At 28.9% G+C, this 23,850-nt stretch carries 13 protein-coding genes and 1 pseudogene; 8 read left to right on the top strand and 6 right to left on the bottom strand.

What is annotated here, in order from left to right:
- The first annotated feature begins 198 nt into the window (after positions 1-198).
- The gene (rpmG, locus tag ERUM_RS01215; protein ID WP_011154905.1) at positions 199-369 is read left to right on the top strand and encodes a 50S ribosomal protein L33; all 171 of its coding nucleotides are present in this window, start codon (positions 199-201) and stop codon (positions 367-369) included.
- Here rpmG and ERUM_RS01210 read toward each other — a convergent pair.
- Entirely contained in the window at positions 362-2,992 is a 2,631-nt protein-coding gene (locus tag ERUM_RS01210) for an ankyrin repeat domain-containing protein (RefSeq protein ID WP_011154904.1), read from the bottom strand. The genes rpmG and ERUM_RS01210 overlap by 8 nt on opposite strands.
- A 695-nt stretch (positions 2,993-3,687) precedes the next feature.
- On the opposite strand from ERUM_RS01210, the gene ERUM_RS01205 reads away from it, so the two are divergent.
- The 4 genes from ERUM_RS01205 (at position 3,688) to dprA (ending at position 10,579) form a co-directional block, all read left to right on the top strand.
- A complete protein-coding gene (locus ERUM_RS01205) occupies positions 3,688-6,909 on the top strand; it encodes a hypothetical protein (protein WP_011154903.1) in 3,222 nt (1,073 codons plus the stop codon).
- An 847-nt stretch (positions 6,910-7,756) separates the two neighbouring features.
- Positions 7,757-8,035, top strand: coding sequence for an acyl carrier protein (locus ERUM_RS01200; protein ID WP_011154902.1), 279 nt, complete (start codon positions 7,757-7,759; stop codon positions 8,033-8,035).
- A gap of 12 nt (positions 8,036-8,047) precedes the next feature.
- Complete coding sequence (fabF, locus tag ERUM_RS01195; protein WP_011154901.1) at positions 8,048-9,319, top strand: beta-ketoacyl-ACP synthase II; 1,272 nt, start codon at positions 8,048-8,050, stop codon at positions 9,317-9,319.
- A 132-nt stretch (positions 9,320-9,451) separates the two neighbouring features.
- Complete coding sequence (gene dprA, locus ERUM_RS01190; protein WP_011154900.1) at positions 9,452-10,579, top strand: DNA-processing protein DprA; 1,128 nt, start codon at positions 9,452-9,454, stop codon at positions 10,577-10,579.
- Between the two features lie 428 nt (positions 10,580-11,007).
- On the opposite strand, the pseudogene ERUM_RS05235 reads toward dprA, so the two are convergent.
- The 3 genes and pseudogenes from ERUM_RS05235 to ERUM_RS01180 all read right to left on the bottom strand — a co-directional run.
- Positions 11,008-11,193, bottom strand: a pseudogene (locus tag ERUM_RS05235) (hypothetical protein); the annotation flags it as partial.
- Positions 11,194-11,788: 595 nt separating this feature from the next.
- Entirely contained in the window at positions 11,789-13,858 is a 2,070-nt protein-coding gene (gene mutL / locus ERUM_RS01185) for a DNA mismatch repair endonuclease MutL (RefSeq protein ID WP_011154899.1), read from the bottom strand.
- Positions 13,859-14,768: 910 nt separating this feature from the next.
- The gene (locus ERUM_RS01180) at positions 14,769-16,202 is read right to left on the bottom strand and encodes a sensor histidine kinase (protein WP_011154898.1); all 1,434 of its coding nucleotides are present in this window, start codon (positions 16,200-16,202) and stop codon (positions 14,769-14,771) included.
- 140 nt (positions 16,203-16,342) lie between these two features.
- Here ERUM_RS01180 and ERUM_RS01175 point away from each other — a divergent pair, with 140 nt between their 5' ends.
- Together ERUM_RS01175 and ERUM_RS01170 are read left to right on the top strand one after the other, a co-directional pair.
- On the top strand, positions 16,343-17,518 hold the full coding sequence (locus tag ERUM_RS01175) for an aspartate aminotransferase family protein (protein WP_011154897.1): 1,176 nt from the start codon (positions 16,343-16,345) through the stop codon (positions 17,516-17,518).
- Between the two features lie 82 nt (positions 17,519-17,600).
- The gene (locus ERUM_RS01170; RefSeq protein WP_011154896.1) at positions 17,601-18,524 is read left to right on the top strand and encodes a hypothetical protein; all 924 of its coding nucleotides are present in this window, start codon (positions 17,601-17,603) and stop codon (positions 18,522-18,524) included.
- Positions 18,525-19,193: 669 nt separating this feature from the next.
- Here the strand turns inward: ERUM_RS01170 and ERUM_RS01165 are convergent.
- Positions 19,194-21,761, bottom strand: coding sequence for an FtsK/SpoIIIE family DNA translocase (locus tag ERUM_RS01165; RefSeq protein WP_011154895.1), 2,568 nt, complete (start codon positions 21,759-21,761; stop codon positions 19,194-19,196).
- 12 nt (positions 21,762-21,773) lie between these two features.
- Entirely contained in the window at positions 21,774-22,058 is a 285-nt protein-coding gene (locus tag ERUM_RS01160) for a YggT family protein (protein WP_011154894.1), read from the bottom strand.
- Between the two features lie 142 nt (positions 22,059-22,200).
- Here ERUM_RS01160 and ERUM_RS01155 point away from each other — a divergent pair, with 142 nt between their 5' ends.
- Entirely contained in the window at positions 22,201-23,493 is a 1,293-nt protein-coding gene (locus ERUM_RS01155; protein WP_044148617.1) for an HlyC/CorC family transporter, read from the top strand.
- The last annotated feature ends 357 nt before the right edge of the window (positions 23,494-23,850 follow it).

The following is a 23,850-nucleotide window of genomic DNA, read 5'->3' as shown; positions in this document are numbered from 1 at the left end:
ATATAAGATCATTATTATATTACGAATTATATAAAATGAACATATAATATTAATATATATGATACTCAAAAGTATTTTTTCAATATACACACATAAAATTATCTGATTTAAATACTTTATTGATTCATATTAAATTCTTGACTGATATAAAATATATTATTATGCTTACTCAGTTATTACTTAAGTTACTTGTTATTTATGGCTAAAAGGGGCTCTACTTTATTGGTAAAATTGGCAAGCAGTGCAGGTACTGGTTACTTTTATGTAAAAAAACGTAATCCAAAAAAGTTAATTAATAAGCTATCTTTTCGTAAGTATGATCCTGTCGCAAGGAAGCATGTGTTGTTTACTGAAGAGAAGCTTAGGTAAGTTGTAGTGTTCTGTAGTCTTCTATAGATAATTGCGTAATTATGGTATTGTTTGTATTTTCTAGTGTTCTGTGTTCGTCTAGTCCTATAGTTTCTTCATCTTCTAGTGAAGATCCTTCTAATGTGGGTTCTTTTTTGTTGTACATCCGTATATAATCACTACTAATAGAAGATGAGGTTTCAGTTGGTATATTTGCAGCAAATAAATGCATATTACTAGTATTCATAGGTAAAAGTTTTTTATATTTTACCAAATCATGATTTAGTTGACACAATAAACAACATACTGTACAAGTAACAGCTGTTAAAAAGATTAATAAACCACACAAAAACATTTTAACAACTAACAAATTAGCATTAAATGTATCTAATACGAGACTGATTTTGTCATTAAAGATCACAAATACATATACTATTATACCAACAAGTAACAAGAATATTAATGTAGACAACATAAAAGATCTAACATACTGTCTTCTTTGGATATTGAAATACCTATTGTTAATAATTCTACACATTTCCTCCGTAATTAAACCTTTACTGATTAATTTCATAACATAACTACTACCATAAACATCAAATAATTTCTGTCTCTTATCAGCAAGTAGGCAACTTATTACAGACCTATTATTATTTTTTATTGCAATATCTAATGGAGTTTCATTATGACAATTTACACGTGCCAGACTAATAGCATCATAAAGCAATAAGGACTTTACTATTGAGCTATTACCAAAAGCTGCAGCTTGATGGATTAATGTATTACCTTCACAATCTGACATTGTAAAAACGGTATTACCTGATTCATCTTGATATTTTTCATTATAATACTTTAATAGTATTTCAGCACATTCTACCCTATGCCTTTCAATTGCAATATCAAGTGCAGTTTTACCAACAGCATTGCATACTAAAATACTACTCTTCCACCCTACATTAATAGCCTTCTGTAACAACTTAGCATCATCACAAACAACACACTGATGCAGTAGAGTATTCCCTTTACTATTCATAGTTCTCATTGTGCTATTAATAGGAGTATCTCCTTCTGCATTTTTAATTGATAAATCAATATTTTTACACGATAATAAATATGCTACTATTGGTAAGTTACCAGCTTCCACTGCAAAATGTAATGCTGTACAGCCTTCACTATCATTTATACCTTCATCAAGGTCGTTATCAACATGCAACATTACTTGATCATTAACATTCAAACCAAGATCAATACAAAACGACAAAGTACTACTATCATTACTCATAGCAGCATGATGCACTATACTTCGTCCCATAGCATCTCTCTTTTCTATATCATCTGGATTATACTTTACCAATAACTTAAGAACATCTATTGAACCACTTGCTGCAGCTAAATGAAATGGTGTTATAGAAGATTTAACATGTTTTCTTAAAACTACAGATTTACCACTATTACATTTAAGTAAAAACTCTGCACATCTTTTCGCATTATACATTGCAGCAAAATGTAGCGCTGTATAGCCATACATATTTTGCGTATTAACATCAATGTTATAATTAACAAACAATTGCTCTACAATACCAATATTATCTGATTGCATCATCAGAAATATAATATTATCTTGATCAGGACCATACACTTTGTATACTATATTCTGATCCAATACATCATCATCACTAATAACTTGAGAATTATTTCTTGTACATTCTTTAATAGACTTTATAGGCTCTCGTTGTTCAACTTCGTTTAACTCAAGCAAGCACATCATTTTGACAATGTTTTCATAAGGTGTTTTGCATACTTTTTTTAACAATTCCTTATTAGTACATACAATATGAGTAAAAGACTTTAATTGTTTTACTAATAATAGATCTAGTACATAATTAAGATTAAATTCATCCTGTAACTCTAATAAACAATCTATACACTCTAATACTTTATCGGTAACATTATCTTGCTTCCTATTTATTTTAGACAATACATATCTTGTTACTTCTTTTACTATCTGTTTACCATCTTCATACTTCATTAGTACATTACATAACATTCCAACTGTTTGAATATCATCATTTTCTACAGCATATTGTAACGGTGTAACTTTAAAGAATACTGGCTTATACTTTAATTTGCCATTAGCACATATTATTGATATTTTACTTATCTTTGATTCTTGTATCTCAAAATTACTATTAGCAATAGATGATATAAATGCTGCACGTTCAGAAGATTCATGAGAAAATACTAAAGGTAAGGTACCAATATCACAGATATATAACAAACCTTGACCATTATAGCGTTCACATATTGCATTAATAGAGCGCTCTATACTATATTTACCTACGGCATCTTGTAAGATAAGAAAACTACTCTCACGTCTAATACGCTTACTTTTACCACGTCCTAAACGTGATAAAAGTTCCTCAAAAAAAACAGAAAAATCTCCACTTTTTGAAGAATTTGCTAATAATACATTTAATATTTTAAAATTTTTAGACGATATTCCATGTGTTCTTACAGATCTTAATTCTTCAATATCTTTTTCTGATAACACTATATTTTGTACACATTCATTATTTAATAAATTAAGATTTCTTGATAACAGATTGCCTCCTCGCTGCGTCAATTTAGTATCATTTCCTAACATACTAGAATCTCTATACTCGTTTTAGGATATTCATAAGCCAATACTATGAAAGATATATTAATAATTGTGTTATATGATTAATTTTACACTCTTAAAGAGATTTTTAAACAAAATATACCTAAAATAGAAATAAAAAATACTACTAATAGTATTAAGATTTAAAGTATAAACAGTATATTTTAGATAATTATGTTTTTTGTATTAAATAATATTAATACCAAATACGTGAGATTCTCCTTAATTTTATACTTATCTGATAAATATTTAAGGAATATTTATATAAACTTATATTATATAAATAGTTAAGTTGCAGCTATTTGCATTATTTATATAGATCCAACCACATATGATATAAATCAAACAGTATCCAAACAATAAAAAAGGAATTTTTTATTTGTATATCACTATAGAATTTATTACATATTTAAAATATGTCTTTATACCTATCCATAATACGATTAACTATATTATTAAGTATTTTATAATAATACTTAATAATATAGTCTTAAAGTGATTAAAAGTAAACTTTTTCATAGTACATCAACCACTTTATATAGTAATAAACAAATATTAAGAATAAAAATATTGACAAACTAAACTAATAATAATTATATTACTTCCAATTATTAATTTTTTATTAAAGATGATTAATTAGTTAATTTTATAACTACGTTTATAAAAAAACTTTAATCCACATGATCAATACACCTATGAGCATAACTTTAGAAAAAATACTAAAAGAAATATTAGGAAAAACTCCTTCATTTTACTTTAACAATACAATAGATATAGAAGTTTTTTTTCACAGAGTAAATAAGCCACAAATTTACAATCGTTACAAACGTATCATAGCACAATATACAAATCTCCAATCTGTAACAATTACACATGTTGATCATGCTGTCTTATTATTTTACATATGCAGTAAACTTACAAAAAATCCTCAAGAAGAGTTCCTCAGTTTTATTCTAGCATGCCACGAGTCATACAATGATTATGTTAAATTTCGTTACAAAAGTAAATTTTTACAACAACTAAGTTGTATGGCTAATACTCTAAAAAACTTAATATACTTACAATTTTATGCAAATGCACAATGGACAGATCGCCCAGAACCCTTAATTGAAAAACTTAACATGTTTGATAACTTAAGGATATTATCCTTAAGTAATATTACACAACCTAAACTGTCAACATATACCAATACAAAAGAAACACTATCGTTTACAGGTGTTTTTGCTAATTCTAAGATAGAATATTTATTTTTAAACTGTTATCCACTTAGAATCATACGATATTTCCCAAAACTCAAGTTTCTACAAATTTCAAACAAAATCTATGATTCAACTATTCAAAAGTATACACTAGATCTACATAAGTACTTTCATCCTAATGCTATCACTCTAAATACTCTATCATTAATTAACACCAAAATAATAGGTAATAATGCAATATACCATCATCCAAAACACAATTTCACAGTGATATATAATTTAAGGAATATTAAAATAAAAAAAGGTGGCATCACTAATAACATGTATTCTGTGAAACTACAAACCCATTATAACACAACTCTAGATAACATATCATTAAATACTTATGCTTACCAATTCATACATTCTATTCACTTACAAAAGTATAACAATACTACTTTAATATTACTAGATAAGTCACAAAGCCCAGAAACCATAAAACAGATAACTCAAAGTGTTCCAAATTATACACTAATCAATGTTCAATTAAATACAGTACCATATAAATTCAACGAATATCATTGTAGAAATACAGATCAAGCTCAACCCATAATCGAGACTATACATGGCCATTCTCATGACATAACAACATCCTCCACCACATCAGCACCTGATATATCCAATTCTAATAATGTAAGTTTACCTAACGTTACTCCTGACCATCAACAAGCACATGTTAATATTAAAGATAATCATGCTTCACATAGTGCAACAACATGCACTACTACATTACAAGCTTCAGATAATAATTCCAGTAGAATAAACTTACCTCAAGCTAAATCAGATATTACCATAGATAATCTTCATAACACACAAGATAATAATTCTCACAATTTAGCAACATCCTCCACCACATCAGCACTTGATATATCCAGTTCTAATAATGTAAGTTCGCCTAACGTTACTCCTGACTATCAACAAGCACATGTTAATATTCAAGATGATCATGCTTCACATAGTGCAACAACATGCACTACTACATTACAAGCTTCAGATAATGATTCCAGTAGAATAAACTTACCTCAAGCTAAATCAGATATTACCATAGATAATCTTCATAACACACAAGATAATAATTCTCACAATTTAGCAACATCCTCCACCACATCAGCACTTGATATATCCAGTTCTAATAATGTAAGTTCGCCTAACGTTACTCCTGACCATCAACAAGCACATGTTAATATTCAAGATGATCATGCTTCACATAGTGCAACAACAGACACTACTACATTACAAGCTTCAGGTAATGATTCCAATAGAACAAGTCCACACAATACTGATATTATAAGAAGTGATCTTAAATTTGATAAAACCTCAGATCATGATACAGCAGATAATTTATTAAGATTCCCTACCATATTAACACTTAATTACAGTAATCCTAATAATACAAACCTATATGATACTAGTATGGATGTAGCAGACGATCAGGATTATAGCCCTTTTCATCAATTTAGTTTACCAATTACAGAAAACATGTCAACAGACTCATCTGATAATGATACTGCATTTGACAGTTTATCTACTACAGAAGGTACATCAACAGATTTACCTGAAGAAGATAGCAATGTCGAATTCTACGTTAATCAAATCATACAAGATCAAAACCTTGATTTGTCTTTAATTACAAATTATGTACTAAAAAGTCCTGATATTACACATATATCCTACAACATAGAAATTAGTACCCCAGAATACACAATACTAGATAATATTTCTAGTAACATATCAATACCACAACAAGAATCAACTACTAGAGAAAATTCCATGAAAAAAATAAACAGACTACCAACTAACACAACAAAAAATAATGCTTACATAGCACACCATCAACAAGTAGAAAAATTACTAATAAGTAATGTAAGTACAGCTTCTTCATTACATAATACACAATCTACAGAAGATCCTTATAATTCAAGCTTTATTCCCACAACAAAAAATTATTCACCTAGTATAGCTAACAGGGAAAATATAACAAAACAATCATTTCAAGGGAAACAACAAACAAATAATTTATTAATAACAGAACATAGAGTAATAAGTTCACAGACAACTAGAACAACATACTTTCAACACATTCCTTGTCGACCAACCTCCACTCAAACAAATGAATTTCAATCACTTAATGCATTAAGTGTTGAAGAATTGATAAGGATTTATCTTGATGAAGAAGACTCTGACTTACAACTAGATACCATCTCAACAAATGAAGAAAATCAACAAACAGACCATTCATATACAAAAAAAGATGACACAATAAATTTTAATATGACAAACACATCAACTACAACATATTTTGAACAGACTCTTTGTCAACCAACTTTCTCTCAAATAAATGAATTTCAACTAATCAACTCATCAAGTATTGAACAATTCAAAAAAAATTACCTTGATCAAGAAGACATTAATCAACCAATAAGTAGTTCAATAGAGGAACACCAATCAATGACTACTAATACAGCACTTAAAATAAGTAGTGTGTATCATCATGCAAGTCCTCAAGATTCATTATCAAGCAACACACCGCTTGATTTGACAAATAACTACATACCTAGAACAACATGCCCTCCTTCTCCAAGTTATAAAATGAGAATTTCACATAAGAAGATGCCGACAACACCATATAGCAGATCAACACAACAAAACCTTTTAAGAAGATGATTATACTAATTTTTGATATAGTAACTTTACTCTCTCGACATCAATGTATTCTATTCTTATGTGTAATAACAGGAACAATTTGCAAATTCTAAAATTGAGCTAAAAATTTATATTAGGCTATAAATATTAATAATACACTATAAATTCAACTTTTAGTAAATATTTACAGGTAATAACTAACTACTAAAAATTATAAATAACAACTCTTAATAACAAATAATCATTACCTATATGACATTCATTTATAATAAACATTCTAAACAGCAATTTTATACTGTTAAATAACACAAATTTATATAATCAATATTTCTACATATTAAAAATATACATACTATCTTATTTAAGTCAGTATTAATCTAAAATTAGAGAAAACTATACAATAAATAATTCTCAACAATCATGAGGCATGATTAAAAAATAATATATACTGATTTAACAATTATTATACGTCATAATAAAACATTATGTATATTCTTAATAATAATATCTTTATTACTATTAATTTAATATAACTTAATATAACTTTTCAGATGGTTATATATTCCCGTATACTAATGCAAATTAACATTAACCATAAGTAAAATTAATGACATAATGTTTCTATATACACTACTACCTGATATTTAACAAATAGGTTGATTCTTATAGACGTATGCTATATATTACACAATAGTAAGTATGGTTTTTGTTTCAACTGATAAAAGCATTGCAAAAATTTTACTTTATTGTTTTGCTGAATTTAATTTTTTGTAAGTTTAACATGATGTATGTTAATGTGGTGTGTAATATTCATTTACTTACAGGTTTATGTTTAGTATATGCGGTTTCAATTTTTAATGGATAAATTATGGGAAACAACGATACACAGTCAGAGTCTATCAAAGATACTGTTATTAAAATTGTAATTGATTGTTTAAAACTCAAAGATGAACAACAAGCTACCCTTTCTGGTAGCACTAACTTGGCAAAAGATTTAAATCTTGATAGTCTTGATTTTGTAGATCTTGTCATGTGCTTAGAAGATCATTTTTCTATAGAAATCTCTGATGAAGAAGCACAAGAACTTGAAACTATAGATAAAATAGAGGAGTACATACGTAATAAATTATCAGACAAAACTAACTAAGGTTATTTATCTATGACAGGAAAAAGGGTCGTTATTACTGGGTTAGGGTTAGTAACTCCACTAGGAAATGATATAAAAACAGTATGGGATCTTTTATGTAAAGGAACTTCAGGAATAAAGAAAATTAATAGGTTTGATGCGTCTGACCTTGATTGTAAGATCGGTGGTCAAATAATAATGAAGTCAGATTCCGAAATACACACATTTGATCCTGCAAACTGGATAGAAGAAAAAGAACTTAAAAAAATGGACATTTTTATTCATTTTGGTATAGCAGCTGCCATTCAAGCAGTTAATGACTCAAACCTGTTAGCTTATAGTAATCTTGATTATAATAGAGTAGGAGTAATAGTTGGATCTGGCATAGGTGGATTAGCGTTTATAGAGAAAACATCTATTTGTTTACAAGATCGTGGACCAAAAAGAATTAGCCCATTTTTTATTCCTGCAAGTTTGATTAATTTATTACCTGGACACATATCTATAAAATATGGGTTTGCAGGGGTTAATGATGGAGGAGTAACTGCATGTGCAACAAGTGCACAAACCATAGGTAATGCAGCAAGAATAATCAAATCTGGAGAAGCAGATGTTATAATAGCAGGTGGAGCTGAAAGTGCAATATGTCGTATGGGTGTTGCAGGGTTTGCTGCATTAAAGGCTTTATCAACAAAGTTCAATGATACTCCAGAATTAGCATCACGCCCTTGGGATAAACAACGTGACGGTTTTGTTATGGGAGAAGGTTCAGGAATAATTGTACTTGAAGACTACGAACATGCTAAAAAGCGTAATGCAAAAATATACGCAGAGTTAATAGGGTATGGTATGACGGCAGATGCATATCATATAACAGCACCTCATCCAGAAGGGAAAGGTGGAAAAAAATCTATGGAATTAGCATTAAGTAGTGCTCAATTAAGTCCAGATTCTATAAACTACATAAATGCACATGGTACTTCTACTCCAATTGGAGACAGTACTGAAATTCACGCAATAAAAGAAGTATTCAAAGATAGTACATATAAGATTCCAATATCTTCAACAAAATCTTCCATAGGACATTTACTTGGAGCTGCTGGAAGTGTTGAGGCTATATTTTGTATACTTGCTATTAATACAGGAATTGTTCCACCTACTCTCAATTTATATGATTCATCTGAGGATCCAAAACTAAATCTTGTTCCATTAACTGCACAAGAGCATACAATAAATTATGCGTTATCCAACTCTTTTGGTTTTGGTGGAACAAATGTATCACTAGTATTTAGTAAGCTATATTAATATCAAAATGTTATAATCTTTGGTATAGCAAATCAGTAGTTCCTAAGTGTTTTTCTACAATGTGTCTATTAATTGTTTGATTGTTTTTAATTAATATTTTAACCTATATCTTAAGTATAAAATAAATTAATTATGCAAATTCAACATAAACTGTCTTATCAAGAACTTGTATCATGTCTTAGACTCATCAGAACACAACATATTGGCCCATCAACATTTTCTGCATTAATCAAAATATATAAAACATGTAATAACGTATTAGAAGCTCTACCAGAATTAATAAAAAAATCTAAAGCTTATGACAAAATCAATACTATATGTTCTATTGAAACAGCAGAACAAGAAATTGAAAATACTTATAAAATAGGAGGTAGAATAATTACAGTATTTGATGAAGATTATCCAGAAAACCTACGCAACATTCATGATTATCCACCTGTATTGACAATATTAGGAGATATATCACTACTCAAACAAAAAATCATAGCTATAGTAGGCAGTAGGAATCCATCAATTAACGGAAAAAACTTTGCTTATAAGCTATCTTATGAATTAGCAAATTCAGGGTTTACAATTGTATCAGGACTAGCCAAAGGCATAGATAAGTCTGCACACAGCATCATATTTAAACAATTACCTACAATTGCTATAATGGGCAATGGTATTAACATAGTATACCCAGAAGAAAACACAACATTATATAATGCAATAACAGATAATGGAGGCTTAATCGCAACAGAATTCCCATTCGCTACGTTACCAAAAGCACAACTATTTCCTCAACGTAATCGTATAATCTCTGGATTATCACTAGGAGTAGTAATTGTTGAAGCATCAATGAAATCAGGATCATTAATAACAGCAAACTTTGCAATCCATCAGAATAGAGAGGTATTTGCAGTACCTGGATCACCATTTGACTACAGATGTAAAGGAAGTAATTACTTAATTAAAACAGGATCAGCTAAACTTATAGAACACACAAATGACATAATAGAAAGTCTACAGTTCAACACTTATAATTATATACAACATTCCTTATTCGATAATATTATAACAAATTATCAAAGCACAACAGAAATTGACAACGCAAAAAATCTTATTCTACAACACATAACTCATAGTCCTGTTAAAATCGAAGAGATTATTACTTCAACTAATCTAAGCATTAGTACTACTTTAATAGCACTAATGGAGCTCGAAACGTCACATAAAATAGAAAGACTACCTAACAATAAGGTTATGCTTATACATAACTAAATATAATTTTGTTAATACTATATAAGTACATAATATAGAATAAATGCTCTACAAAATTTACAGTAATACAATATGTATATTGTATCAAATATTTACAAACGTAAAATATTAAATAAACCATATGTTTTTAAAAAATTACCAACCAACAAAACATTGATATCAGTTTTACATAGATTGTAGCAACTTCATATATACTAAGGAACTAATATACATAACTAAGTATAAATTTTAGAACGACTTAATGTTCATAATACAATAGAATACATATAATTACATAATTCACAGTATAACAAGTTCATATCATTAAAAAAACAAATATACTAGAATATCCAAATAATCATATGCATTTAAAAAGATTATTATATCATGTAACATCTATATCAATTTTACTTATACCATAATAATTTTACATATATTAAAAAATCTTAACTAATAATAACTTCACCATCGATCCCCTTACGCAAGGCTATAGGTAATTTAAGATTAGAATTTTTATATTAATCATTCTCTAATAAGTCATATAACATTACAATTTCTCTATTATGATTAGGCAACTCTATTCTCATAATATTTCTTTCAAGAGCAACTGATATACGTGCTGACAAAGCACTCATCAGAAAGCAACATCTTAGATATAACTAAAGTTTAGAACTTAATAATGCTATAAGTGTATAAAGATTACGCCATTAATAAACACACATATAATACCTTAAATCCTTAATGATAACATGTTTGAAATATATCTAACCCACAATACAACGTATATCATATAAACTCACAATTGATATACGTGCTGACAAAGCACCAATCAGAAAGCAATATCCACCAGATATAACTAAAGTTTAGAACTCAATAATGCTATAAGTGTATAAGATTATGCCATTAATAAACACACATATAATACCTTAAATCCTTAATGATAACATATTTGAAATATATCTAACCCACAATACAACGTATATCATATAAACTCACAATTGATATACGTGCTGACAAAACACTCATCAGCAAGCAACATCTTAGATATAACTAAAGTCTAGAACCCCACAATGCTATAAGTGTATAAAGATTACGCCATTAATAAACACACATATAACACCTTAAATCCTTAATGATAACATGTTTGAAATATATCTAACCCCACAACAACGCATATTATATAAACTCATATGATACAAAACTATAACTGCATGCATAAAATCACTGATATTATCTTCTCAAAAATAGCTTATCTATTTCAAGTAAACTTAGTTTTATATAAGTTGGTCTACCATGATTACACTGACCAGAATATGAAGTATTTTCCATATTTCTTAAAAGAGCATTCATCTCTTCAATTTTTAATTTTCTACCACTCCTAATAGAACTATAACACGCTATTGTACCGCATATATCTTTAATTTTATTATTTAAAAACAAAGTATCTCCTACTTCTGCAATACTATCAAGTATATGAAAAATCAATGCTTTTACATCAAAACTACCAAAAACTGCAGGTACTTCTCTAACTATAACTGACAAATCACCAAGTGACTCAATTAGTAATCCAAGCTTTAACAACTTGTTTTTATACTCCATCAATAACTCTAAATCACAACCATTATTCATTTCAACAACTTCAGGTATAAGCAATATTTGACGTTTTACACCTTCTTTTTCCATAACCTGTTTCATATATTCATAAATTAATCTCTCATGAGCAGCATGTTGATCAACAATTACGATTCCATCTTTTGTTTGAGCTACAATATACCTACTATGTACTTGACATATTGCATATCCCAACGGATAACAATCAACCAAAGTATTCTCTTGTTTATGACTAATCGATTTTGGCACAGCATTTAAACTCAAATGTGTATCATGTTCTCTTTTATTATCAACATTAGAAATTATATCATGACTTTTACCAGTTAATTTAAAACACTCATTACCCTGATTCAGAATAGATGTATCAATCTTATAATCTTCAATTTGAGTTTTATCTTGCAGAACAAAAAATTCTTTTAAATCATCATTAACACTGATATCAGATGTATTGCTTAACGTTTGATCACTTTTTACAGATAAATTATTTCTAATAAACAATTGTTTATCTGAATTAGGTATTCCAAAGTCACTAATGCATGAATATTGTTCCTTATTATCCTTAGAAGATTGTTCATGTGAAGAAGGTGCCACAAACTGAAAAGAAGGAGAATTAACACCTAAATTCTTCACTTTAGCAATATTATCTTTTTCAAAAGGATCCTCACTAAAATTATTATCAGACCTAAACTTGTTATTCATTTTAACAGCTAATGCATTTTTAATTGCATTTACTACAACTTTATATATTAATCTTTTATCCTGAAACCTTACTTCAGATTTATTCGGATGAACATTAGTATCTACTTGATCATATGGCATGTTAATATATAACACAACAATTGGATATTTATCTCTTTCTATAAAATCACTGTAAGCATATCTCACAGCTCCCACGAGCATATTATCGTAAATAGGACGTCCATTTACAAATGTATATATAAGGCTAGACTTACCGCGACTCATAGTAGGAATACCAATATAACCTGTCAAAGCGATCATACTTTCAACAAAATGTACTGGTAAAGAATTCTCATAAAACCCCGTACCTAAAATTTTAATTTCAGCTAATCTATCAATTTCTGATTGTTGCTTTAAATATTTAAATACTTGCTTACCGTCAACACATAAAGAAAATTTAATATCATGATTCACCATTGCTAGTTTATTCACCATATCAATAATAGATTGTACTTCCGCTTTCTCAGTTTTTAAAAACTTTAGTCGATTAGGAGTAGCAAAAAATAAATCTCGTACTTCTATATAAGTACCACAAGAAAGAGGATTTGGTATCAATTCCTGTACCTTCTCCCCACCTTCAATTTCTATTGACCATGCTGTATCAGAACCCTGACATCTCGATACCATTTTCACTTTACTAACAGCTGCAATAGAAGTAAGACCTTCACCTCTAAATCCCAAAGATTTTACTTTAGTTAAATCACCATCAGGAAGTTTAGATGTTGCATGACGAACAAATGCAATTTCCATATCTTCCTTTTTAATACCAATACCATCATCACAAACAAGTATTAAGTTACGTCCTCCACGTTCTATTGTAATACTAACAGTAGTAGCTTTAGCATCTATTGAATTTTCAACTAATTCTTTCACTACACTAGCAGGACATTCTATAACTTCACCTGCAGCAATTCTATTAATTGTTCTAGAATCTAATAGTACAATAGACATATGCTAACATTTCAATACAATTACAATATATTAAGAAATAACAACAACACACGATTTTCACAACTATAAAATACTTACTTTATGAAACAGTATTCAAATTACACAATATATTATCAATGTAAGAATGGCATTATATGCTACTTATTGATTTAATAATACTACACAAAATATTATCTCATAAGTTACAATACTAAACTATCATCATAACATACATAAAATTTCAATATAACAAAACAAAGAACTAGTGAATCAATTTAATATAGAAAACCAGATCATTTAATACATTGCATTGCTTACATGGATATATATACTATTATCATAATTGGAATGTATTACTGGCAACAACTCTAATGAACATATAAATGATACAATCTTATGTATATCGTCTAATCAATAACATGAATTCATGTTTAGAGTATATAAAAAACACCTTTAAGCAAATGATAGTTTTACTTACATAAACATCACAATAATTTTAAATATAACATAATATCCTAGAAAATCGTCAGAATAAAAAACAGCTAGAATTACTATATACTGTCAACTTAGTAATCCTTACCCAATATCATAGCTTACCTGATAATCACGATTCAATTAACGTTATTGGATATATATTTAAACTCAATACAATATTGTAGAGAATTTTTAGTATAAAAAACAACTAGAATTATCACAGCATATATTAATCAATATATTATTCCTAGTTAATACCATAACTTACTTAAATAACCTTAGAAGAATCATAATCTCATTGATAATAATCATATATATTTAAAATCTACTATAATACTCCAGGAACTATTAGGACAAAAAATACAAAACACTATCAATACCCTAACAAATAATCTTTAATGAAATACCACTATAGCTAACTAAATAATGTAAAAAATCCACTAATGAATTTATAATACTAGAATCCCTGTTCTTTCAAATCCTCAGTATAAGGAAAAGTTAATGTAATTACAGTACCAGAATTTGGTTCACTTTTTATTTTGAAAATACCATTCATAAGCTCAACTAATTTTTTACTTAAAGGCAATCCTAACCCTGTACCTTCATACTTACGCGAATGTTTACTATCCACCTGTCCAAAAACAGACATTACTTTATATAAATCCTGTTGTGCTATACCTATTCCAGTATCAGTAATTTCAATAATAATCAGCTTATCTTCAAGATTATATCTTACAACAAGCTTTACTGTTCCATTTTCAGGAGTAAATTTTATTGAGTTAGATAACAAGTTAATTATTACTTGCTTTATCCTCTTAGGATCAGCTACCATTACTACTTTATCAGAAGGTAAAACTTTTTCTAGATGTACCTTTGCTTGCTCAGCTCTTGGTATCATCATGTTAAAGCACGATGATACTATTTTACCTAAATCAAATTTTATAAACTCTATTACTAATTTATTTGCTTCAGCTTTAGAAAAATCTAAAATGTCATTAATTAAGCTTAATAAATGTACACCAGAACTATGTATATCATTTATATATTCTTTATAATCAGAATTTTCTATAGGTCCAAGAGACTCACTTTTTATCATTTCTGAAAATCCAATAATAGAGTTCAAAGGAGTACGCAACTCGTGACTAACATTTGCAAGAAATTGCGATTTACTTATATTTTCTTGCTCTGCCATTTCTTTTGCTTCTTTCAATTTAAGATTTACATCATATTGTTTACTAAGCATTCTTGTATTTCTATAATATATACACCAAGTCACAACAACAAATATGATAATAATTAAAACAACTATTACTAAAAAGATAGTATAGAAATCAACAATAAAACTAGACAAGTTCTCAGAGTTTTTAATAATTTTTAAAAACATCAAAGGATGATGACTCTTATCACCTAACGGAAATATAGGAAATATAGATACAACATTTGCACTACTTTTAACCTTATGGTCTATATATTCCCCCCTTAATAACGAATTCATATCACTAGAACGAAGTAACAAATCCTGTTCTGAAATTTCATCGCTACTTTTATTAGAAAATATCACATTTCCATCAACGTTATACAAAATCACATGAAAATCTTCTACCCCATCCAATGCTTTTAAAAATTCAGCACGCAATCTAATTAGCAAATCCATATAATACGCATTAGTCCCTACATGACTTGGAGCCTTAGCCAACAATTGAGCATATTTATTGATTACAGAATTAACTAATATTGCTTTAATATTAACATTGATTTCTTTTGAAACTTCATATAAGTAATCATTTTTCAAATATACATGTGTATACCCAATCGCAGAAAACAAAGTAATCAATAGACATATCAACAATAGAATTCGCAAAGACTTCATACATAAACCTAATTGTATCATTAGTATAATACTATTTATATAATAGTATTTTTATAAACTTTTTCTTAGTTGACATATAACAATATTATGCTAAATTACGCGTTAGCTGATATTTTAGTACACTATCTCACAGGTTTCAAAAATTTTTAGGAGTAGTTTTTATGCATAATTCACCAATCTTACAGGTTTATGATCCTTCAACCGTTACTTTTTCACATGGGAAGGGAGTGTACTTATATGGTCATGATGGGAAAAAATATATAGATTTTCATTCAGGAATTGCAACAAGTTCCTTAGGGCATGCACATCCTGTATTAGTTGAAACCTTAAAAAGACAAGGTGAAAAATTATGGCATCTATCAAATTTACACACAATACCTGAAGCTATAAAGCTAGCACAAAAACTAGTAGATATCAGCTTTGCAGATAAGGTTTTTTTCAATAACTCAGGAGCCGAATCTGTAGAGTGTGCACTAAAAATAGCACGATCATACCAATGTGGTAAAGGTAATACTCAACGTTACAGGTTTATAACACTAAGGCGTTCTTTTCATGGTAGAACTTATACTGCATGTTCAGCAAATGAGCCAAATAATTTCTCTCCTCTGTTAAAACCATACGTTGAATGGTTTGATAGTGCAGAACCTGATATCAACTCTATAAAAAATGCACTGACTGAGAATACAGGTGCAATATTAATAGAACCCATTCAGGGAGAAGGAGGAATTAATGTACTTGATGCCTCATTTATTAAAGAGCTACGCACAATCTGTGATCAAAATGATATATTATTAATTTTTGATTGTGTACAATGTGGAGCTGGAAGGACAGGAAAGTTTTTTGCCCACGAACATATCAATGTAACCCCTGACATATGTACTCTTGCAAAAGGATTAGGTGGCGGTTTCCCAGTATCAGCATGTTTATCAACTAATAATGCTTCTCAATTTATGACACCTGGAATGCATGGATCTACATTTGGAGGAAACCCTCTAGCTACTACTATTGCAGGAGCTGTTGTTGATGAAATCTTAAAGGATGGATTCTTAGAGAATGTCACGAAAAATGGTCAGTACTTACATAAAAAGCTAGAAGACTTATCTAACAAATTCTCGGTAATTGAACAAATAAAAGGAAAAGGGCTACTAATCGGGGTAAAAGTTAATACCGATAGTAGAGCATTAATGAAAGATTTATTAAATTATGGGTTATTACTCAGTACCGCATCTGGCAATGTTTTAAGAATAATGCCACCTTTAATAATAACCCAACAAGAAATTGATGAAGGTATTAGCCTTTTGGAAAGCTATCTACAAGAAAATAAGAATAAATTGTAGACAGCAAGTAATTGGTTTATACTTTACTAAGTTTGCTTGAAAAAGTTCTTATTATTTATCTGAAAGTTATGGGGGTAATATTATGTTAACTTCAGGTTTTGAAGATGATGCAAAAAAGCAACATGCTTCATCTATTGGTTTTAAAAAATTACAAGAAGACCAAAGTGATAATCAATCATCAAATGGGGATTCTCCAATACAAACAATTGATTATGATAGAATCTTTCTTGCTATATCCTTTATTTCTCTTGTAGTAGAAGCAGCATCATCTATATTCAATTTAGTATCAACACAAGTCAGTGTAGCAGAAAATATTAAGCGTACACTCGCTATTACTTTCTACATAATTCATACTATACTTACTATTTGCGCAATTGTAAATTCAGCACTTGCAATAAAACAAGCAGTAGATATTAAACGCAAAAATAAGAAAGAAATTTCATGTAATAGTTATGAAATGCACTCAAATAATCTACAAATTTCTGAAAATTCTTTAACTATTATATCACAGGTATTATGGATTATAGTTTGTGTATCATCGTTAGTAATGCTATACATGTCTAGTAATTCACAATTAGAACAAGCTTTATTATACATATCGGTTTTAGCTCCTTTATTAGGTGTACTTTCTTGTGTTTTAAGGTTATCAGATTCTACAATTAGACATAAGAATCCAGATTCTCCACTTGATCAGAAAAGGAATGCTAAGTGGCTTTCAATCTTGTATGGTATTGTTTTATGTTTTGAAATAGCTCATTGTGCATGTCATATAATTGAAGCAATGTCACTAGAAGGAAGAATGCAAGATATTTATGATTTTTCAAACTTACCTGTACTTGCTATAGAATTGGCAACAATATTTGCATTTGCACTTGCACTTATTGTAGAACAATGTCTTAATAAGCCTTCCAAAGAAGAAGCTGAAAAATCTAGCTCTCCAGTTACTGTACCTTTAGTAGAGGAAATTGAAACTCTAAAGCCTATGCAGCATTGTAAATCTGTATAAAATATCCACAATGTAGCTCTCATAACATATGAGAGTTGCGTTTTATTAGAGGTCTATATCGCCATTATTAATGATATGTTGGTTTTATGATAGAGTACTTTCTATTACTAAAACACAATTCTAGCTTAATCCATAATAAAAAAATTTAATTTAATAACTACTTATGTTCTTTAAACCGATAAACTATAGTTATTAATTTACATAATAAGAATCTATAACACCATTACACACTTATGTATTTAACATTTCACTATTACAGTATTAACCACATTTAATACTTATACAATCAATAGAATTTCTCCTACCTTGATACTATGTAGTATAACAATAAACTAATACTACCTTTGTGTGTAAAAAATAATAGTATAAATAAGGAATTAATATGACCTCACATGTAACTTAAAATATCATTTGTAATGACATCATATTATGCTAAAACAATAAAAAACAGCATAACTTTTATGTGACTTAAATATTAAACAAAAATTAAAGGAATACAATCATAAAAATACAATAAGGAATGAAACTTATGACTACTTCTATATAAACTTAACTAACCACACAGTAAGTTACAAATCTTACAACATAACGTAATACATATAATAATATTCAGACAAATAACATAATAAAAACTATAATACAAAATATTATCCTAATAATACTAGTAAACTAATCAAGCAATATTTCTCGTTTACCAGTACTTGCAACACCAATCACACCATCCCTTTCCATACGCTCTACTAAGTTTGCAGCTCTATTGTATCCTATTCTCAATTGTCTTTGTATATAACTAATAGAAGCCTTACGGTCTCTCATTACAATTAATACAGCTTGTCTATATAAATCATCATCTCTATCAAAACCACTATCATCTATAATATCTTCATAATCCTGTTGAATCTGTGTAATACCATCTACATATTCAGGAATACCTTGAGATTTTAAATACGCAACAATATTTTGTACTTCATCATCACTTACAAAAGCTCCATGAACACGTATTATCTTTCCTCCAGAAACCATATATAACATGTCACCCATACCAAGTAATTGCTCAGCACCTTGTTCACCTAAAATTGTCCTACTATCTATTTTTGAAGTTACAGCAAAACTAATCCTAGTAGGAAAATTTGCCTTTATTACACCTGTAATCACATCAACAGAAGGACGTTGAGTAGCCATAATTATATGAATACCAGCAGCTCTAGCCATCTGAGATAACCTTTGTATTGAGGATTCAATTTCCTTACCAGCAACAAGCATCAAATCTGCCATCTCATCAACTATAACTACAATATACGGAAAAAGACGAAGCTCTACTAATCTTTTCTCAAAAACTGCTTCACCTGTCTCTTTATCAAATCCAGTCTGTAATATTTTTTCTAATGGTCTGTTTTGAGAAATAGCTTCATTAATCTTGTCATTATAACCAATAATGTTTCGTGCTCCAATATCTGACATTAATCGATAACGACTCTCCATTTCACTAACCACCCATTTTAAAGCAGCAACAGCTTTTTTAGGTTCAGTGACTACTGGTGTCAATAAATGTGGTATAGAATTATAAACTGATAGCTCTAACACTTTTGGATCAATCATAATCATTTTACACTGATCAGGGCTTAAACTATAAACGAGCGACAAGATCATAGTATTAATTGCAACAGATTTTCCAGAACCTGTAGTACCAGCAATCAACAAATGTGGCATCTTAACTAAATCAGCTATAATCACTTCACCATCAATCCCCTTACCCAAAGCTATAGGTAATTTAAGATTAGAATCTTTATATTGATTACTCTCTAATAAGTCACGTAACATTACAATTTCTCTATAATGATTAGGCAACTCTATTCCCATAACATTTCTTCCAGGAATAACTGATATACGTGCTGATAAAGCACTCATTGAACGAGCAATATCATCAGATAAACCTATCACCCTTGACGATTTAGTACCAGCAGACGGCTCAAATTCATATAATGTAACTACTGGACCATACCTAATGTTGACAATCCTTCCATGTATGGAAAAATCTTTTAGTACTTTGCTAAGTAAAATAGCAGTACTATCATCTGGACAATATTTCTTACCACTTACTGAAACAGGCTTAGCTAAATATTCAATACTAGGTAACTCAAATTTATAACTAGAAGGCCTTCTATTAACCATATTAACATTACTAGAAGATACAACTTCTTTATCATGTCTTGAAACATGTATTTCTTCTTTTACTAAGTTTGCATCTCCAACATGTGGACACACCACTTCTTCGTCATTCAACCTTTGATGTAATAAGTCTTCATCTGTAAAACCATCATCTTCAAAATCTTGATCTGATAAATCTTCATCTGTAAAACCATCATCTTCAAAATCTTGATCTGATAAATCTTCATCTATAAAACTTTCATCTTCAAAATCCTGATCTGATAAATCTTCATCTGCAAAACTTTCATCTTCAAAATCTTGATCTGATAAGTCCTTATCTACAAAATCCCCAGTTTCTAATTCTTTATCTAACAGATCCTCATTTACAACAAATAGCTCATTTTTCAAGCCTTGTTCTAATCCTTCATTTGTCAAACCTTCACTTAATCGGCTTTCGTTTGCTAAACCTTCATTACCTAAATCCTGATCTCTTAATTTCACATGTTCCACATTATAAGAATTTTGTAATTGATCTGCATCATACAAAATTGCTGCTACAGGAATAGTAGTATCATTATTATTAAGTCTACAAATTATTTTATAATACACTACAAGCATAGTGTTATAAAAATACATAATAACTCGTTTCCATCCAATAATTCCTATAAAACCCAATATTGTCACACAACACAACACAGACACTGGTAATTTCTGAACAAAAATACCTAAAACACCTCCTTGATAATACCTATCCATAAATTTAAAGGAAATATTAGATGTAATCCCACTAATACCAATTACAATGCTACACCCATATAATAGATACAAGTAAATATTCCGACGAAACAATATAGGAAGTACTATCAATAATACAATAATAAAACTTGACACTCCAAGTGATTGTAAAAAGATATCAGCCATATGTGATCCAATGATCCCACATAAATTCTTTACAGAAGCACTAGTTGCCACATTGAAAGATAGATCTTCACTAGAATAGGTTATAAATGATAGAAAAAGAAATATTGCAATAAAAGATAATAAAGAAGCTCTAAAAAAGAAGATAAATTTATTAAATGTAAGCCTCATATTAGTAACTCTTTACCCAAAGTAGTAACGCAAAGCATACCTTACAAAGTTAATAAATACTAATAGTATAAGAGGAGATAAGTCAAAATTATACGACACAATAAAAGGAAAAAGCTTCCTGACAAAATTTACAGCTGGAAACATAACCTTTGACAAAAATAAAAAAACATTATTAACAAACTCATTATACCTATTTACAATATTTAATCCTATCAACCAACCAAGTATTACCCACAAGACTAAAGAAAAGTTATAAATACTCAATAATGTATCAAGCAAATACACAATAGGATGCATAATTAATAGCTCTTTACTTATAAAACTAACTTTAAAAGGTATAATACACTAAAATCACAGTTAATTAAAAGAGAAAATTTGAACTTGAAAAATACAATATTGTTATTTATTATATATAGTTTACTTTAATATTTGATCCTTGATGGGTTTATTAGTAATTGCAACATTTAGTATATTTATACTACTAATTTTATCAGCATTTTTTTCTGCTGCAGAAACAAGTATTACTTCACTGAGCAGTTCTCTTGTACATAAGTTAATGTTAAAAGGAAATAAAAGAGCTAAAATTATTCATAACCTTAGCCAAAAAAAGAAAGTAGTAATCAATACCGTATTAATAGGTAATACCATTATTAACATCACTGCTTCTTCAATAGCTACAGCTATTTCAATAAAAGCTCTAGGACCACAAGGAATATTGTTCTCAACAGTAGCTATGACATTTTTCATACTAATTTTCTCTGAAGCATTACCAAAAAGCTATGCTATACTCAATCCAGAAAAAACTGCGTTACTAATATCATACCCATTATCATTTTGTGTGTTAATTCTTTCGCCAATAACTTTATCTATACAGTACATAATAGACTGTATTCTCAAAATATTGCACATGCATAAAGATAAAGAAATCATTTCTGCAGCTGATGCTATGCGTAATTTAATATCACTACATGATAGTAAAGGAACAATGCTTAAACAAGATTTAGATATGCTAAGCAGTATATTGGATCTTGCAGAAACTGAAATTTCACAAATTATGACACATAGAAAAAATTTATTAGCTTTCAACATAGATACAAATATACATGACTTAATAAAAAAAATACTATCAAGTCCCCACAGTAGAATACCATTATGGAAAAATCAAGAAGATCAAGTTGTAGGAGTAGTACATGTTAAAGATGTAATTACATTAGTCAGAGAAAAAGGCAAAAATATAACTCAAGAAGATCTCCATATAGTAATGACAAAACCATGGTTTGTACCAGATAGCACACTATTAAGCGTACAATTACACAACTTTCTAAGAAGTAGGAAACATCTTGCTTTAGTCATAGATGAGTATGGAGCTTTACAAGGGATAGTAACATTAGAAGATGTAATTGAAGAAATAGTAGGAGACATAACTGATGAACATGACATTACGAAAGAAGCTCCTATAAAAAAAATTTCTGATACTACATATCATATTAACGGTGATACATCTATTAGGGACATTAATAGACAATTACGTTGGGATTTACCAGATGAAGATGCATCTACACTGGCAGGTGCAATTGTATACGAAGTTGAGCGTATACCTGAAGAAGGAGAAGAATTTTCACTATACGGTTTATTATTTAAAATACTAAAGAAAAATGGACATACTATTTCTTTAATTCAAGTAAATGTATCACCAGAAAATACTAGTATAACACAACTAGATGAAAAATAACATACTTCATTTCATGGTATACCTTGTCAGTATAAGTTCAGCATCAATTGTAAACACGTTTCTACATACTCTATAATGCTATAGCAAAAACTTTATATTTACAATAATTCATACAATATATCTGGTTTACAGAATGTTCTGTTAAAAAATTATAAGAATTAAAACATTTACTAATTAGTGTACATCGTTTGTATTATACAAGTAAATTTAAAAACTTATGTTAAAAAATCAAACTAGTATATACAATTTCACTGCCGAATCTACAACTCTATGATAACAAAACCTTATGAAGAAATTCAATATACATAAGTTGATTACTATTATTCAATATTCATTACAATTATAAATGTTTTTACA

The sequence above is a fragment of the Ehrlichia ruminantium str. Welgevonden genome (assembly GCF_000026005.1).
Lineage (GTDB): Bacteria > Pseudomonadota > Alphaproteobacteria > Rickettsiales > Anaplasmataceae > Ehrlichia > Ehrlichia ruminantium.
This window is presented reverse-complemented; position numbering and strand designations above follow the sequence as displayed.

Excerpts from the sequence above, each read along its gene's own strand:
- rpmG (WP_011154905.1), top strand. The coding sequence starts at position 199 with ATGGCTAAAAGGGGCTCTACTTTATTGGTAAAATTGGCAAGCAGTGCA.
- ERUM_RS01210 (WP_011154904.1), bottom strand. The coding sequence starts at position 2,992 with ATGTTAGGAAATGATACTAAATTGACGCAGCGAGGAGGCAATCTGTTA.
- ERUM_RS01205 (WP_011154903.1), top strand. The coding sequence starts at position 3,688 with ATGATCAATACACCTATGAGCATAACTTTAGAAAAAATACTAAAAGAA.
- ERUM_RS01200 (WP_011154902.1), top strand. The coding sequence starts at position 7,757 with ATGGGAAACAACGATACACAGTCAGAGTCTATCAAAGATACTGTTATT.
- fabF (WP_011154901.1), top strand. The coding sequence starts at position 8,048 with ATGACAGGAAAAAGGGTCGTTATTACTGGGTTAGGGTTAGTAACTCCA.
- dprA (WP_011154900.1), top strand. The coding sequence starts at position 9,452 with ATGCAAATTCAACATAAACTGTCTTATCAAGAACTTGTATCATGTCTT.
- mutL (WP_011154899.1), bottom strand. The coding sequence starts at position 13,858 with ATGTCTATTGTACTATTAGATTCTAGAACAATTAATAGAATTGCTGCA.
- ERUM_RS01180 (WP_011154898.1), bottom strand. The coding sequence starts at position 16,202 with ATGATACAATTAGGTTTATGTATGAAGTCTTTGCGAATTCTATTGTTG.
- ERUM_RS01175 (WP_011154897.1), top strand. The coding sequence starts at position 16,343 with ATGCATAATTCACCAATCTTACAGGTTTATGATCCTTCAACCGTTACT.
- ERUM_RS01170 (WP_011154896.1), top strand. The coding sequence starts at position 17,601 with ATGTTAACTTCAGGTTTTGAAGATGATGCAAAAAAGCAACATGCTTCA.
- ERUM_RS01165 (WP_011154895.1), bottom strand. The coding sequence starts at position 21,761 with ATGAGGCTTACATTTAATAAATTTATCTTCTTTTTTAGAGCTTCTTTA.
- ERUM_RS01160 (WP_011154894.1), bottom strand. The coding sequence starts at position 22,058 with ATGCATCCTATTGTGTATTTGCTTGATACATTATTGAGTATTTATAAC.
- ERUM_RS01155 (WP_044148617.1), top strand. The coding sequence starts at position 22,201 with ATGGGTTTATTAGTAATTGCAACATTTAGTATATTTATACTACTAATT.